Here is a 14,924-nt window from a genome sequence, read left to right on the forward strand (position 1 = left end):
GTTGTCGAGTACGGAAGGGTTCACCTTTCGCGCTCATTCCTTTGATTCGGCAGCGATCCGGCGCCTTGGTGCGTGTGAGGTTGGCGAATTCGGCAAGATCAGGCGAGAGAAAATCCATGAGTAAGGTTGTATTGGTAACTGGCGCATCATCCGGTTTTGGGCATGCGATTGCCCAGCGACTGGCTGCGCAGGGACATACCGTATTCGGTACCGCACGCAAGCCCAACGGCAACCTTGGGAAGGTTCGAATGATTGCGCTTGATGTCACCGACGATCTTTCGGTGAGAAGGGCGATCGACGAAGTGATCGCCTCAGCAGGTCGCATCGATGTGCTGGTTAATAACGCCGGTGTGGGCATCTGTGGCGCAATCGAAGACACCAGTCTGGATGAAGCCCGTTGGCAGATGGAAACCAACTTCTTCGGAACGGTTCGGACCATCCATACCGTCATTCCTCATATGCGCGCGCGTGGCGCGGGTCGCATCATAAATGTCAGTTCGCTGGCGGGTCTGATCGGCTTGCCTTTTCAGGCTTACTACAGCGCCAGTAAGTTTGCAGTCGAGGCGTTGAATGAAGCGCTGCGGATGGAGCTCTCGGGAACCGGCATAGATTCTACCAACATCAATCCCGGAGACTTCAAGACGGGCTTCACGGCTGCACGAGTGTTCACGCGTCATGCGTTGATCGGACATCATGCCAAGCAACTGGCGACCACCGTTGGCATGTACGAGCGTGACGAGAACAATGGTGCTGATCCGGCCTTGGTCGCGGATCTTGTCGCACGTCTTGTGGTGCAGCGACGGGTGAGTGTCCGCTACACGGTAGGTCGTTTCGACCAGCGGATGAGCACGGTGCTGAAACGCATCATACCCGCCTGGATATTCGAGCGAATCATGAAGGGCACTTACGCAATCAAGTAGCAGCGTGCTCTTGGATGAAAACAACATTGAGTGTTCCACGGCGGTGGCTCGCGGTCGGTGCTCAAGTGCGTGATCAGCAGGCCCGACCTTGTCCTGAAGTGTTCATAGGCAACGGGCTTGGTGACGCCGGCACGCTCTGCCAGCGTGGCAAGCGTCAGTGCATCTGTTCCTGTTCGTAAAGTTTGTGTTGCACCCTTCATAAAAAGGAAACCTATATGTCAGTAATTGCGCGAGAAATCCACCTCAACAGCCGGCCGACCGGCAAGATAGAACCGCAGAATTTCGTTCTGGTCGAACGGCCATTGCCTGCCATCGCTCCTGGCCAGGTGTTGGTACGGAACCTGTTCATGTCGGTCGACCCGTACATGCGCGGGCGCATGAACGAAGCTGAAAGCTACATTGAGCCCTTTCAGATTGGCGCAGTGCTTGAAGGCACGGCAGTGGGTGAAGTGATCGAGTCGACCGATAGCCGATTCTCCGTCGGGGATGCGGTCGCTCACTTTGCTGGCTGGCGCGATCATGCTCTTTTGGATGGCGATGACCACGTCACGCCGCTCGATACGACACACGTACCTATTCAGGCTTTTTTGGGCGCCTTGGGTCTTCCCGGTCATGCCGCGTACTACGGCTTGGTGCACATCGCTAAACCTCAAGCGGGCGAGACCGTTTTCGTCTCGTCAGCCGCTGGCGCCGTTGGGTCTCTTGTCGCGCAGATCGCCAAACTCAAGGGCTGCCGAGTCATCGGTTCGGTGGGTTCGGAAGCGAAGGCAGAATGGTTGCGAGATGAGTTGGGCGTGGATGTCGCGATCAACTACAACGCAGAACCTGATCTTGAAGCGGCCCTGCGCCGGGCTGCACCAGAAGGTATCGATATCTATTTCGACAACGTGGGCGGCTCTCATCTGAAGGCGGCTATCGCGGTGGCGAAGGACTTCGCTCGTTTCCCGCTTTGCGGAATGGTGACCCAGTACAACGGTGAATCCGAAGGGCCGAGCAATATCTACGCAGTCATTCAGAAGAGTCTGCTTCTGCAAGGGTTCGTCGGTATTAACCACTTGGATATCTGGGAGGAATTTACGCACGAGATGATCAAGTGGATTGCTGAAGGGCAGATCAAAACACGGGAAACCATCGTGAATGGCCTGGAGAATGCGCCCGATGCGCTGATCGGCCTGTTCGCAGGTGACAACATCGGAAAAATGCTGGTCCGGCTCGGATAAGCGACCACTTTACCAAATCCTCGGATCAACAGTTGATTCGGGGATTTTGTGTCAGCACCTTGATATCGAGTTTCGCTCGCTCAATAAACCGTGGCCTCAGGCCTTCCAGTCGCTGATTTTCTCTACAGCACAGTGCCTCAGTCCATACGTTTGACAGCCCTGGCCTCGCGGCCCAAGTGATGCTCCAAACTGACCGGAGATAACAACATGACGTTTATAGAACGGGAACAACAAGATGGCTCCGACGGTACATCCATTGCCAAGTTGCGCCACGTCTTCGCGCTGCAGAAGCATGCTTTCCTCGAAAACCCCATGCCAAGTCTCGAACAACGCCTGGAACTGCTAGGCGCTTTGGCCAACATGATGCTGACCAACCGCCAAAAGATTCAGGAGGCTGTTGCCGCGGACTTTTCCTCACACCCGCGCCAACTCTCCGACATGGTGGAATGTCTGAACATAGCCGGGCGCGTCCAATATGCAGCCACACATCTGGCTGAGTGGATGCGACCTCAGGAGCGAGTTGCCGACGCCAGCTTTTTCGGCAGTGGACGGGCTTGCGTACAGGCACAGCCCAAAGGCGTTGTGGGAAACATGGCACCGTGGAACTTCCCGTTCGACATCGGCATCGGCCCTTTGGTGGAGATGCTCGCGGCGGGTAACCGGGTCATCGTTAAACCTTCCGATCTGACACCAGCCTGCAGCGAGCTGACCATGGAGATGATCAGTAATACCTTCGATCCCGCGCAGGTGGCAGCTGTCGCCGGCGGCCTGGAACTGGCCAAGTTCTTCCCGACCCTTGAATGGGATCACCTGATGTACACGGGCAGCACTGAAGTGGGGCGCAGCATTGCAGTGGCCGCCGCTCAGAATCTGGTGCCAGTCACTCTGGAACTCGGTGGAAAATGCCCGGCTCTCATTGCCGCAGATGGTTTGAGTGCGCGCACGATCGAGCAGGTTGTCGGGTGCAAGACATTCAAAAGCGGTCAGATGTGCGTCACGGTGGATTACGCCCTGGTTACTCATGCGCAACGCGATGAGTTTGTTTCCCTGGTGCGCAAGCATGTCGAAACCAATCTACCCAATTACACCCAGCGACAGGACACCACCGGCATCATTAACCAGCGCCACCTACAACGCCTGCAAAGCTATCTGGATGACGCCGTTGCCAAAGGTGCCACGCTGGTGCAACTGGGCGGCGATGTGGATGAGCGCAACCGGCGTATGCCACTGACCCTGGTCCTCGATGTGAGCGACGACATGCTGGTGATGCAGCAAGAGATATTCGGTCCGATATTGCCGATCAAGACCTACGGGGAAATTTCCGAGGCCGTTGCGTATATAAACGGTGGCGAGCGCCCTCTGGGTATTTACGTCTTCACCGAGACACCCGCCGTTGCCGAACAGGTGCTTTCACATACGGTTTCGGGAGGCGCCTGTGTCAATTCGGCCGCCTTGCATGCTTCCATGCCTTGCCTGCCGTTTGGTGGCATCGGCAAAAGCGGGACCGGTCGTCATCATGGGTATGAAGGCTTCCAGGAGTTCTCCAACGCGCGTGCGATCTTTTACCGTGGCGAGAATGATTTGGTGGCTGCAATGTTCGCGCCCTACGGCGAACTGGCTGACGCAGTGATTGCTGGCGCCCTGGGTCATTCCTGATGAATCGTCTGCGCAGGGTTTCCTCTGCGCAGACAGGAAAGCCTTCGCCTGAATTGGTTGATGCAGTTTGAGCATGCCAGCGCACCCTTTATTGAGGCACTTCAGCGCAGCCGTAACGACGCTGAGGGCTTGGGCTTGCTAGCAGAAGCTTTCGCGCAATCGGAGGGTCAGAAGCTCGAACAACCACTCGCTGACCTCATGTTCATGGCCAACACCTGAGGCTAGCTGAGCGCAAACGCAGACCGGGAAGACTGACATGGCCAGCCCGCGAAAGTCCTCAGTCCCGCCGACCTCCTTGCCATCTTCGGGCTTGAACCGGCTAAGGCCATCGCCTATCTCAAGCAAAAAGGCGAAGCAATCACCTGGCACTGGCAAAGAGATGCTCGATCAAGCACATAACGTTCACCGTCGCCAAGGCTATGCTGCCTCGACTTGCTGTCCGATATATCCGCGCAGCACTGCAAACGGCCCTTCAACAAGGTCAAACGCTCAAACATTTCACCGCCAACGTACAACCCATTCTTCAGGCTCAAGGCTGGTGGGGCCAACAGATCATCATCGACAGCGAATGCACAAGTGAACTCGTCCGACTCGGCAGCCCACGCCGCCTTAAAAACAACTACCCAACCAACTTGCAAAGCGCCCACATGGCAGCCCGCTAGCCAGCATGCAAGCCACCGCCAAAACTCACCCCAGCCATCGCGCACTGCACGGTCAAGTCTTCCGTCACGACGATCCCATCTGGGCATCCATCTTCCCGCCCAGCGGCTTCAACTGCCGACGTCGCGTCATCGCCCTGAGCGAAGCGCCGTGGGCTAACGCTAGTATCGAGCGCAGGAAGGGTATTCACGGAAACAGTCGAAGTAGGCACCAACAAACGTACCGGCGAAGTTCGTACAGCCACGGTTACCGGTATTCGCTTAAAAGACGCCCAAGGCCCGCCATCACATTCCGCACCGATCCAGGCTTCAACCACTCGCCCGGCAGTGGCTTGGTAGAAGCCATAAAACGCAAACAGGCATTCGGCGCTCAAGGTGCACGAAATGTCATCATCGAAGTGGAACACCATCGTGTTCAGAGTGTTCTACGCCAAGTACGGTGGGTCGTCAGCGACCTCTCAATCTGATGCAAAGCATTTCTGCTGGGCTTGCTGAAAAAACCGAGGAAAATTTTGAAAACGAAGGCCGTACTCAATGGGCCGCATAACGGCGATACACATCCCAATAGCAAACGCGACAGAAATAGGAAACGTGTTCATGTCGAATATACCGCGCAGCGAATACCATGCTAAGCATCCAGCAACAGCTATTAGGGCGATCCAGCCCTGATTACGGCGTAAGGTTTCCTCCCCGCGTGGAGGCAATTGAATGACGCTCCGGGCTAGCCACACCGCCACTATTCCTGAAATCACCACAACAGTAAAAATATTAGACCTGTGAGCATGATGCGTGTCTCTAGGGGGCGAGCCCGGCCGTATCTAAGAACGGGTAATTATTTAATCGCACAGGCTGCCTTCTCGGCGCTTATGTAACGCTCCACATACCGATGGTGACTGGAAATAGCTGCAGCTCAAAGCGCACAGCACGATCGGCAGGCGGTGGCGAGCGACCCGCCAGCCGGGGTGCAGTGTCGGGTATGTGAGAACGGTCAGAAGCGGTTCAGGCAGGGAAACACTGTAAATCGAATCTACCGCGTCACGTCATTCACGAAACACGGGGGCTTGAGCATATTAGAGTGGTTGTTCGGGTCTGCCGTCTTATCAGGCCTTGCGCAGAAAATCGCCGTGCTGAAAAACGTCCGGCAACGGCCACACGGATGTGGCCGGGCATTCATCGCCTACACACTGAAGCGCAGGTCAAGGCAAGGTAAAAAGCACCTTCACTTTGTCCGTTACTGCGCCTTTGTCGACGTAACCAATGGCATCCTCCTCGGCACTCACCTTGGCGACTACCGCGGCATCGTCGGTGACGCTTGTCAGCGGTTGGCCTTTACCGGTGAACACCAGACCAGACCAGTACGACTTCAACTGCGACTCATTTTTGCTCGCCACGGCGCTATAGAACTTGTCCTTGGTCGGATTCCAGTCTTTCTGGTCAACGCCTTTCAGGGACTTGTCCTTGCCGAGGAAAATGTTGGCAACGTCAGATTGCGATGGTGCCACGCTCGCTGCGGGGTTGACGATGACGGCTACTTCGGCGTGGGCAGTAGTGGCAATCGCCACCAAGGCGCAAGCACTGAGAGCACTTAACAATAGCTTCATGGGGGCTCTCCTTAAAATACGAAGTCAACGCCGACACTGATGATGTCGCCGTCATAATTGCGTGCGGGGGTGCCGGCCACGCCGTTCGTGATCGAGTGCACCGCATGGTCGTAGGACTCTTGCGAACTTTCGACAAACACGCCAGCGTAACCGCCTGAGGTGTCTACGCGCTTGTATTCGGTTTTTACGATCACGTTTGCCGACACGTTGTAATTCAGGCCATAGGTCCAGGAATTCTGCCTGCCCTGGTCGGCGTCTAACTGGGCGTAAGTGATGTGAGCCAGGAAGTCGCCAAAGCGACGGCCGCCCATCAGGTAGAAGGCCTCGATACTGCCCTGGCCATCTCTCTCGGTAACCAGGCGAGTCCATTCGTTGGCGGTCAGCCAGGTCCCATTGTCATACTGGTAGCCAACCGAGGTGAACTTGCTTTTCTGCTTGTCCAAATGACTCAATGTCGCGATTTCGGGAGCGCCGAACGGGTCGATGACCGTAGCGTTGACCGTATTGTCGACGTCGGCTTCGGTGTACCCCACACGCACAGTACCGAAGTCGCTGGTTTCGAGGCTGACATTGGTGGCAAATATCTTTTTGTAGTCGATGTCGTACAGCCCATCGGTTGCGAAGATATTGCGGTTTACCGCCTGGCCACCCGCCACCTGGAAAGTCACCGAACCAAACGACAGCGGCACGGTATAGATCGCATCCGCACCTTCGTAGTTACTCACCTGAACCTGGCTGTAAACCTCGTCCGGTAGACGCAGCCACGGATAGGTGAAACCCACATCCAGGGTTTCCGAATACATGTACACCGGGCTACGCAAACGGCCGGCGCGCAGTTTCAAACCGTCAGTGGCCTGCCACGAGAGATAAGCCCACTCCAGATTGGCTTTCCAGTTGTCCTGCTCGGGCTTGGCAGTGGCTTGTACCGTAACGCCAAGGGTGTCGGTCAGGCCGTATTGAAATTGGCCTCCAATCTTGGAAAGCTGATCGCCACGCCAGGAATCGGTAGTCTGGCCGTTTATACCGTAGCTGCGGCCATCGCCTTCACCGCCGAGACGGGTGATGCCGGCGGTGCCGAAGCCGTTGAAGCGGTATTCACCCTGATCAAGGGCGAAGGCAGAGGTGCTCGCAAGGCTGGCTGCGAGGGTTAGGACTCGAAGTGGGGTCATGCTAGTGCTCTCTCGGTCTGAGTCAATTAAACGCGGAATTGGGCTGTAGCAGCGCGCAAGTGGTCCCCGGTGGTGACCAGTTGCTCGCCAAGGCGCGCGGTCGCATCGGCTCCCTGGGTCGTTGCCTGGGTGTCCTGCTGCAACACTTGGGTGTCTCGCTGGATCGAATTGGAAAGGCCGATTTGCTCCTGGGTGAACTGGGCAATACCGGCATTCAATTCGTCGATCTGGCGCACCGCTTGAGCAATGGCTTCGAGGGTTTGAGTGGCCTGTACCGAGCGTTCGATGCTGACCTGGGCTTTCTCGCCATTGAGGGTCATGACATCAAGCACACCGTTGGCACTGTTTTGCAGGCGCTGAATGATGTTTTGGATCTCTTCGGTAGACGCGGCGGTTTTCTGCGCCAGGTTGCGCACCTCGTCAGCGACCACAGCAAAGCCACGGCCTTGCTCGCCTGCACGGGCCGCTTCGATGGCGGCATTGAGCGCAAGCAGGTTGGTTTGCTCGGCGATGCTGCGAATAACGGTGAGCACCGAACCCACTTGCTGGGTTTCTTCTTCCAACTGCTGCATGGCCTGAACCGAGTTCATCACGCTGTTGCCCAGGTCGCTGATGCTGGTGGATAGACCACCGATATTCTGCCGGGCGGTTTCCGCTTGCCTGGAAGCCGCGCCCGCTTCGTCCGAGGCCTGGCGCGAACGCTGAGCGACCTCCTGAATGCTGCCGGTCATATTGCTGATATCGCGGCTGATGGATTCAGCATGGCCTTGCTGCGAACGGGCGTTTTCTTCAGCGCCCTGGGTCAGGCGATAGAGTTCCTTGGACATACCACCCAGCGGGCTGGCGGAATCGATAATCTGGCGGATGGTGCCCTGCAGCTTGTCGAGGAAGCCGTTGAACAGTTTGATCATCACGCCGATTTCGTCGCCGGTTTCCACGTTGACGCGACGAGTCAGATCGCCCTCGCCGGTGGCGATGGCTTTCAACGAGTCGATAACGCCGTGGATATTGCTCATCACGCTGCGGATCACCATTATCGAACCAACACTCACCAAGAGCACCAGCAAAGCGCTCAAGCCAAAGCCGACCCGGGTGGTGGTGGCGTTGTCGGTACGGGTTTTCGCCAGACCTTTCTGGAAGTCTTCGTAAGCGTGGCCGCGGAACGCATCGCCGGCTTTTTGCGCGGTTTGCAGGTCAGTGGCCATACGGTCGAGGTTTGGGCGCAGGTCTTCAAAGGCCGTGCCTTTAAGCAAATGCCCGGAGGCGGAGAAGGCGTTGTCGGCATAGTCCTTGATCGCCGCATTCCAGGCGCTCAGTTCTTCGCTGCGTTGTTTGTGCGCACTTGTAAGGGTGTTCAGTTCCTGCTGCTTGCTACTGATTTCTTCGATGATCTTGCGGGCTTCGTTGAGGGTCTCCGCTTCGCCAGCCGCCACGGCGCTATTGAGCAGTCCGGGAATTCGGGAAAACTGAAAAATAACCGCGTCGGCCTTTTCCAGGGTCGGGTAGCTCTGTTTTTCCAGTGCGACCAAACGGCTGTCGTTATTGCTCAGTTGTACGGAGGTATAGATTACGAACAGCAAGAGGCCGATCAGGGCCACGGCCGGCGGCAAGGAAAGCTTTAGAGTCAGCGAAAGATTTTTGAACATGAATTATTTTCCCGACTGCGCACAGGGTGAGTGTTAGATGAACAAATAGAACCTGTTTTTTGGTCATGCTCCGACAACTACAACCACCCACACCGGAGCGCGGCGATCATTAAGATAGATGGCCGAAAGTTGGTGTACGAAAGAAAATAAGTCTCTATTTAAGAGTCGCCTGAATGGCTTTTCAACCACGAACACCACGAGCACGAAAAGCGTGACAAACAATTTACTTACTCACTAAAATGGCAGTCAAAAACATCAGCATGTCGTAGCCGGCGGAGTTAATCCACAACCTGTTAGTTAACCAGATTTGTGGCACGCAACCTGACAGCGCTCGTCATCCCTCGCGCCCCGATCAAAGGCGCGAATACATCGCGCTGAATCACGCCTCTCTATGCTGTCGCCACAAAACCCTGCCCACATGTCCCAATGGCTGAATCGAAAAAGTATTGAGGACTGTAAGACTGCATATCTCAGCTGGCATAAAAAAGAGGCAGGTCAAAAAGACCCACCTAAACTCCATGTTGATACGCACAGCAAGGCTATTCAAAAGAAGAGTGCACAGCTTGCCAGCAGGTGACAGTTACGTTGACATTCCATGCCAAATAAATGGTTTCAGACTTGTGTGCGCTAGAGAAATTGCGAAGCAGCGAGAAACACCATCTTGCACGCGACGATTAACAAATAAGTCAACAACTAATTCGGCAGCGCTGCTACGAAAAACGCCAACTAGCCGAACCATTATAATTTCGGTGCCTGCGCGCAGCGGCTACCCTTTAAGAATGCTTTCTCGATAGTCAGAAAGATATGAATGTCGGCCAGCTGACAACAGCGCAAAATTGGACCACCTCCAGTGGCTACCTCGCGCCCGCCAAAGACATTGCATGGGGATTGGTGTGGAAGGCCCTGGAAGGGATCAAGCCAACAGGCCTGGTGGCATTTCTGTTGCCTGCCATGGGGATCTTGCACAACTCCGAGAGCCAAGCCGCGCGCCGCATGTTGCTGCAGCGGTCCAGGACCGCCGAATTATTAATATGTCTGATCTCTGCTTTCAGCTTTGATGGAGTGCAGTGTCCAACCGCCTTCGTGCTGTATAGGCCTTAGTAGCAGGAGCAAGCTCCCTACCGCTTCGAGTACTGGGTCCCTAAGGCTGACCTTACTCGACAACAGCGGCGGCAAAGTCTAGACCGGTGCAGGCGCCATGACCCTGGTTGCCGATGATCTGCGCAACCAGCAAGGCCAGCTCAATGCTCAAGGCGGCAAGCTCAAGGTCAATAGCTCCACCTTCGACCACACTCAGGGTGACGCCCGCGCCGACAATGTAGAAGTCACCAGCACCACGCGCCTTACCAACGATCGCGGTCACCTGGTCGCCACCACTGGCAACCTCGAACTCAAGCGCGGAGAAATCCTCAACAACTCAGGCGAACTGAGTGCCCGCCAACAGTTGCAGGTCGATGCCGACAAGCTGAAGAACCTTCAGGGTAATCTGAGCGCAGAGGTCATTGGTCTGACGCTGAGCGACGCTCTGGATAACGACAATAGTCTGATCGAGTCTCGGGAAACCCTCGGCATTGATGCAGGCACCCTGACTAGCCTCAATGGCAAATTGCGCGCACTGGGCTCCAAAGATAGAAGCCAGTTCAAGGTCGGCGGTCATTTCAACAACGACAATGGCCTGGTGGAAATCGGCAATGATCGGTTTGCCCTCGACAGCTCGAGCTTAAGCAACCAGCAAGGCACCGTCCGCCACCTCGGCACCCAAGGATTCGATCTGTCACTGGCGGATAGCCACAACGTCAAAATTTTTTGCGCTCGGCATCATGTGGAATCTATTTTTGGAGTCAGCTTCACCCCATCCCCGACATGCTGTTGCTCAGAGGCCGCTAATCAAGTGACCACCATCGACCGCAAGGATGCTGCCAGTCATGAACGAACCGGCCTCGCTGGCGAGGAGCAAGAAAGGCCCGTCTAACTCTTGCAATTCACCCAGGCGGCGCATAGGTATCTGCCCACGGACATATTGTTTACTGTCGTCACTCTCGAAATAGGCTTCGTTCATTTCGGTCTTGAAATAGCCTGGGGCGATCGCGTTAACGCGGATACCGAAGCGCGAGAGCTCCAGCGCCAGCGATTTGGTCAGATGTACCACTCCGGCCTTGGCTGTGCTGTAGTGGCTGTAGCCCATGCTGACGCGCAAACCGAGGATCGAGGCGATGTTTACGATGCTGCCGCCGCGTCCTGCTTTGACCAACCTCTGGGCGGCGACTTGGGCGACGCGCCAAACGCCATCTAGATTGGTCGACAGCATGGCGCGCCAGTCCTCTTCACTGATCTCCAGAGGACGCTTGCCGTCACCGATGCCGGCGTTGTTGAGCACTACGTCGACGACACCGAAATGTGCCTCGGCTGTGTCAAAAGCCGCTTCCACGCTGGCCCGATCGGTGACATCGAGTGCCACCACCAATGCTTGACCTTCTGCCTGTTCGATTTCTGTGGAGAGTTGCTGTAGCCGTTCGATGCGGCGCGCGGCCAATACCACGCGAGCGCCAGCCCTGGCCGCTACGCGTGCCAGATGTGCCCCAATGCCGCTGGATGCACCTGTAACCAGCACTACGCGATTGGCGAGGGAAAAGTTTTGGGCGTAACTGTTGCTCATAGGTAAACCTCGGAGAGAAAGGATGAATGCATTGCGCGTCAAACCCTGTCGATTACCAGCGTGGGGTGATCATGCGCACCTTGAGGCTGGGTGCTCGTAAACCCGCCGTAAATGCGTGTCGAAACTCCACGGTGCCGGTTGCTCAGCGATGCTCATGATCCATGACAAACCGGATGATCATCAGTCTCCGTGCACTCAATCTCAGTGCTTGTAAAGGTCACCAAAGCTGGCAGTGGGGTAGGCGGTGTACACCTTGACGACATTGACCTTGGGCGTTGACTCGCAGGTATAAATGACCCCTGCGGCCAGGGCCATGCTCAGGCACACGAAGTAGAATGGGCGCATGGAAACCTCCGTCGCCCGGCCGAAGCCGAACGCAGTCTTTTATTATTTGGGACCTTGATTTTGGTTAGAGGCGGGGAGGAATGCTTTGCATGTCGTGCCACAAAATAAGCAAATCGTGTCACTCGAACAGCCGGTTGCTTGTCCCGGACTTCATAGGTCCGCCAAGCCTTTCATAGACCCGCCAACGTGTACATTGGCAGGGTGGGTGGATTTTGATTCGCATGTGAGATCAAGAGGCTGAAATCGCTGATGAGTGACCTGTCTCTCAATGCGCATTCGCTGGCATCATCATTTTTCATGCCGATACCATGTCCCTTGGCAGCGCTTGAACTCAAACCATTTGATCAATGGTCGGAAAGAGGGGGGCGTGTCGTTTCGGGGCTGAAGTTATTAACTCAGGTCAGCCAGTTTGCGAAGTTCTCGACGCAAGATTTTACCGACAGGAGATTTCGGCAGTTCGTCTAGAAAGACGACGGTTTTAGGGACCTTGTAGGCGGTCATCCCAAGCCTGCAATGCGAAATGACGTCGAAGGGTTTCAGCGAGCTTCCTGGGGTTTTGACGACATAGAGCTTTACGGCTTCGCCTGTTCTCTCATTAGGCACCCCTATGCATGCGCACTCTCGTACGCCTGGGCAACTGGATGCATACGCCTCGATCTCATTGGGGAAAACGTTGAAGCCGGACACAATGATCATGTCTTTCTTTCGATCGACAATGGTCAAAAAGCCGTTTTCATCGATCCTGCCAATATCACCCGTCAAAAAATAGCCATCGGCAGTGAACGATGAAGCGTTGGCGTCAGGCTTGTTCCAGTAACCCCGCATGACTTGAGGCCCCTTGGCGCATATCTCCCCCACTTCCCCCGCGGCGACTTCCGACCCATTTTCGTCGAGCAATTTAATGTCAGTACCGGGTACGGGCAGACCTGTGGTTGCGGTGAACTCTTCGATCTTCAAGGGATTGAAGGACAGGATCGGTCCGGTTTCCGAGAGACCATAGCCTTCACGAATAAAGGTACCGGTCAGCTTTTGCCATTTTTTTGAGGTGACCTCCAGGACAGCTGCGCCGCCTCCACCTGCCAGGTGCAATCTTGAAAAATCAACTTCGCCAATACGGGGGTGCGCTACCAGATTCGAATAGATGGTGTTGACCCCCATAAACACGCTTGGTTTGGCTTGAATCAATATGTCGATGAACCCGTCCATGTCGGAAGGATTGGCAACCAGCCAGTTATCTGCTCCAGCTGAAAAGCAGGTGATGAAATTCACCATCAACGCAAAGATATGGTAGAGCGGTAAGGCAGTGACCAGTACTTCCTGTCCCGGTTGCAGGCTGCCCGGCATCATGCTCTGAAACTGCTCGGTATTGGCCAGCAGGTTGTGATGCGAAAGCGCCGCTCCCTTGGACAATCCAGTGGTCCCACCGGTGTATTGCAGCAACAGCAGGTCATCGCCCCCCACCTCCACTGCGGTGCGCTGTAGCTTCGCGCCTCCCCGAAGTACCGTTTCGAATGCGATCGTATCGGTCAGCCAGTCGCCCATCGGCAGGGGAGGCGGAGGTAAGTAATCGTCGTCGTCCTCCTGCTCGACACTGACGCCGACGGTAATGACCGACCGGATCCGGGTTTCGCCGATCACCGACGTCAGCGTTGGGCTCGATCCGTTGAAAACGACGATGATTTCGCACCCTGAATCACTCAGTTGGTGTTCGAGTTCGCGTGCTGTGTAAAGCGGGTTGATGCTGACTTGTATTGCCCCTGCACGCGCAATCCCGAGGAATGCAATGGGAAAAGCCAGCAGGTTCGGCATCATCACCGCGATGCGATCGCCTTTCTTGACCCCGAGCTTGTGCTGCAACCATGCGGCGAACGCGCTTGAAAGACGGTCCACGTCTCTGTAGCTCAGCGTTTGACCATACGAACGGAAGGCGGGTTTGTGGTCGAATGTCCTCATGGCCTCTTCGAGCAAGTCAACCACCGAGTGATGGCGGCTCGGGCTGATGTCGGAAGGAATTCCATACTGGCGATAGGTGGCGAACCAGGGCTTAGAGTTCATTGGGCAGAGTCCTTGTTGCATTCGTCGAATAGAGGCTGGGCTCGAGTATCCCCGGAGGGGGGGGGAGCTGTTGGATATCTCGCGCCAAAAAGTTGCTTTTTAGTGCCAAGTGCATCGTGATGGTGCGCATCTCTAATCGCTGCTGTTGCCTGATCGGCGATTCACACTCTGAATGTGCTGATTAATCCATTGAGCCTGCTGACCAATCGGCCCAGCTCCCGGCTTGCCTGCTCAGCTCGGTCGGCGCCTTGTGCCGTGAGTTCAGCCGCCTGATTGATCTGCAGAATGTGTTGATCGATCTCCGTTGCCACGGTGGTTTGTTCCTCCGCACTGGCCGATATCTGCAGGCTTTGTTCAGCGATCTGGTCGACGGTCAGCAGGATGCCTCCGAGCTTGTGCTGGACCTGGATCGAGTCTGCGGCATTGCCGGTTGCCTTCGTCTGACTTTTATCCATCGCTTCCACTGCTGCGTTTGCACCCCTTTGTAATTGGCTGATCATCTGTTCGATCTCGCCACTGGAGTCCTGCGTGCGCCTTGCCAGATTGCGCACTTCGTCAGCCACGACGGCGAAACCGCGACCTTGTTCGCCAGCGCGTGCGGCTTCGATCGCTGCATTGAGGGCAAGCAGGTTGGTTTGCCCGGCAATGTCTTTGATCACGTTCAGGACTTGGCCGATGGCTTTGCTTTCATCCGCTAGACGCTCAATGACCTGAACCGCTTCCTCTATTCCCGTGGCCAACTGGTGGGTGCTGGTTGTCTGATTGCTGACCAGGGAATTGCCAAGGGCGGTTTCATGGCTAACCTGTTCTGCGCCGCGTGAAGCCACTGCTGCGCTGCGCGCCACTTCCTGAGCAGTCATGGTCATCTGATTCATCGACGTGGCGACTTGGCCGATCATTTCGCGCTGACTACTCATTGCCGCGTTGGTATCGCCGGCGATTGCTTCGACTTGCCGGGCTTGGGCTTCGACAAGCTCGATCCCCGCATGGATCTCAC

Annotated in this window: 13 protein-coding genes and 1 pseudogene; 5 read left to right on the forward strand and 9 right to left on the reverse strand. The window is 55.8% G+C overall.

Going from position 1 to position 14,924, the window contains the following annotated elements; translation table 11 throughout:
• Positions 1-116 precede the first annotated feature (116 nt).
• Positions 117-920, forward strand: a complete 804-nt coding sequence (locus ACYZUD_RS01940; RefSeq protein ID WP_462022344.1) for an SDR family oxidoreductase — start codon at positions 117-119, stop codon at positions 918-920.
• On the opposite strand, the gene ACYZUD_RS01945 is transcribed toward ACYZUD_RS01940, so the two are convergent.
• Positions 905-1,120, reverse strand: coding sequence for a helix-turn-helix domain-containing protein (locus tag ACYZUD_RS01945; RefSeq protein WP_462022345.1), 216 nt, complete (start codon positions 1,118-1,120; stop codon positions 905-907). The two genes, ACYZUD_RS01940 and ACYZUD_RS01945, sit on opposite strands and share 16 nt — an antisense overlap.
• A gap of 15 nt (positions 1,121-1,135) precedes the next feature.
• On the opposite strand from ACYZUD_RS01945, the gene ACYZUD_RS01950 reads away from it, so the two are divergent.
• The 3 genes from ACYZUD_RS01950 (at position 1,136) to ACYZUD_RS01960 (ending at position 4,922) form a co-directional block, all read left to right on the forward strand.
• A complete protein-coding gene (locus ACYZUD_RS01950) occupies positions 1,136-2,140 on the forward strand; it encodes an NADP-dependent oxidoreductase (protein WP_462022346.1) in 1,005 nt (334 codons plus the stop codon).
• A 207-nt stretch (positions 2,141-2,347) separates the two neighbouring features.
• Positions 2,348-3,796 carry an aldehyde dehydrogenase family protein gene (locus ACYZUD_RS01955; RefSeq protein ID WP_462022347.1) on the forward strand — a complete coding sequence of 483 codons (1,449 nt, stop codon included), beginning with the start codon at positions 2,348-2,350 and terminating at the stop codon, positions 3,794-3,796.
• Positions 3,797-4,463: 667 nt separating this feature from the next.
• The gene (locus ACYZUD_RS01960; protein WP_462022348.1) at positions 4,464-4,922 is read left to right on the forward strand and encodes a phage minor head protein; all 459 of its coding nucleotides are present in this window, start codon (positions 4,464-4,466) and stop codon (positions 4,920-4,922) included.
• Between the two features lie 729 nt (positions 4,923-5,651).
• On the opposite strand, the gene ACYZUD_RS01965 is transcribed toward ACYZUD_RS01960, so the two are convergent.
• The 4 genes and pseudogenes from ACYZUD_RS01965 to ACYZUD_RS01980 all read right to left on the reverse strand — a co-directional run.
• Positions 5,652-6,056 (reverse strand): type 2 periplasmic-binding domain-containing protein, encoded by a 405-nt coding sequence (locus ACYZUD_RS01965; protein WP_462022349.1) that lies wholly within the window; start codon positions 6,054-6,056, stop codon positions 5,652-5,654.
• An 11-nt stretch (positions 6,057-6,067) separates the two neighbouring features.
• Positions 6,068-7,225, reverse strand: a complete 1,158-nt coding sequence (locus ACYZUD_RS01970; protein ID WP_462022350.1) for a porin family protein — start codon at positions 7,223-7,225, stop codon at positions 6,068-6,070.
• Positions 7,226-7,251: 26 nt separating this feature from the next.
• Positions 7,252-8,136 (reverse strand): methyl-accepting chemotaxis protein, encoded by an 885-nt coding sequence (locus ACYZUD_RS01975; RefSeq protein ID WP_462025167.1) that lies wholly within the window; start codon positions 8,134-8,136, stop codon positions 7,252-7,254.
• A pseudogene (locus ACYZUD_RS01980) lies at positions 8,110-8,871 on the reverse strand (HAMP domain-containing protein); the annotation flags it as partial. The gene ACYZUD_RS01975 and the pseudogene ACYZUD_RS01980, both read right to left, overlap by 27 nt.
• 1,198 nt (positions 8,872-10,069) lie before the next feature.
• Here ACYZUD_RS01980 and ACYZUD_RS01985 point away from each other — a divergent pair.
• Complete coding sequence (locus ACYZUD_RS01985; RefSeq protein ID WP_462022351.1) at positions 10,070-10,843, forward strand: hypothetical protein; 774 nt, start codon at positions 10,070-10,072, stop codon at positions 10,841-10,843.
• On the opposite strand, the gene ACYZUD_RS01990 is transcribed toward ACYZUD_RS01985, so the two are convergent.
• The 4 genes from ACYZUD_RS01990 to ACYZUD_RS02005 all read right to left on the reverse strand — a co-directional run bounded on the left by ACYZUD_RS01990 (position 10,745) and on the right by ACYZUD_RS02005 (position 14,844).
• On the reverse strand, positions 10,745-11,527 hold the full coding sequence (locus ACYZUD_RS01990; RefSeq protein WP_462022352.1) for an SDR family NAD(P)-dependent oxidoreductase: 783 nt from the start codon (positions 11,525-11,527) through the stop codon (positions 10,745-10,747). The two genes, ACYZUD_RS01985 and ACYZUD_RS01990, sit on opposite strands and share 99 nt — an antisense overlap.
• Before the next feature lie 201 nt (positions 11,528-11,728).
• Entirely contained in the window at positions 11,729-11,872 is a 144-nt protein-coding gene (locus ACYZUD_RS01995; protein ID WP_462022353.1) for a hypothetical protein, read from the reverse strand.
• A gap of 390 nt (positions 11,873-12,262) precedes the next feature.
• Positions 12,263-13,927: an AMP-binding protein gene (locus tag ACYZUD_RS02000; protein WP_462022354.1), complete on the reverse strand. Its 1,665-nt coding sequence runs from the start codon at positions 13,925-13,927 to the stop codon at positions 12,263-12,265.
• A gap of 161 nt (positions 13,928-14,088) precedes the next feature.
• Positions 14,089-14,844 (reverse strand): methyl-accepting chemotaxis protein, encoded by a 756-nt coding sequence (locus tag ACYZUD_RS02005; RefSeq protein ID WP_462025168.1) that lies wholly within the window; start codon positions 14,842-14,844, stop codon positions 14,089-14,091.
• Positions 14,845-14,924: the final 80 nt, after the last annotated feature.

The organism is Pseudomonas sp. XS1P51, assembly GCF_054897845.1.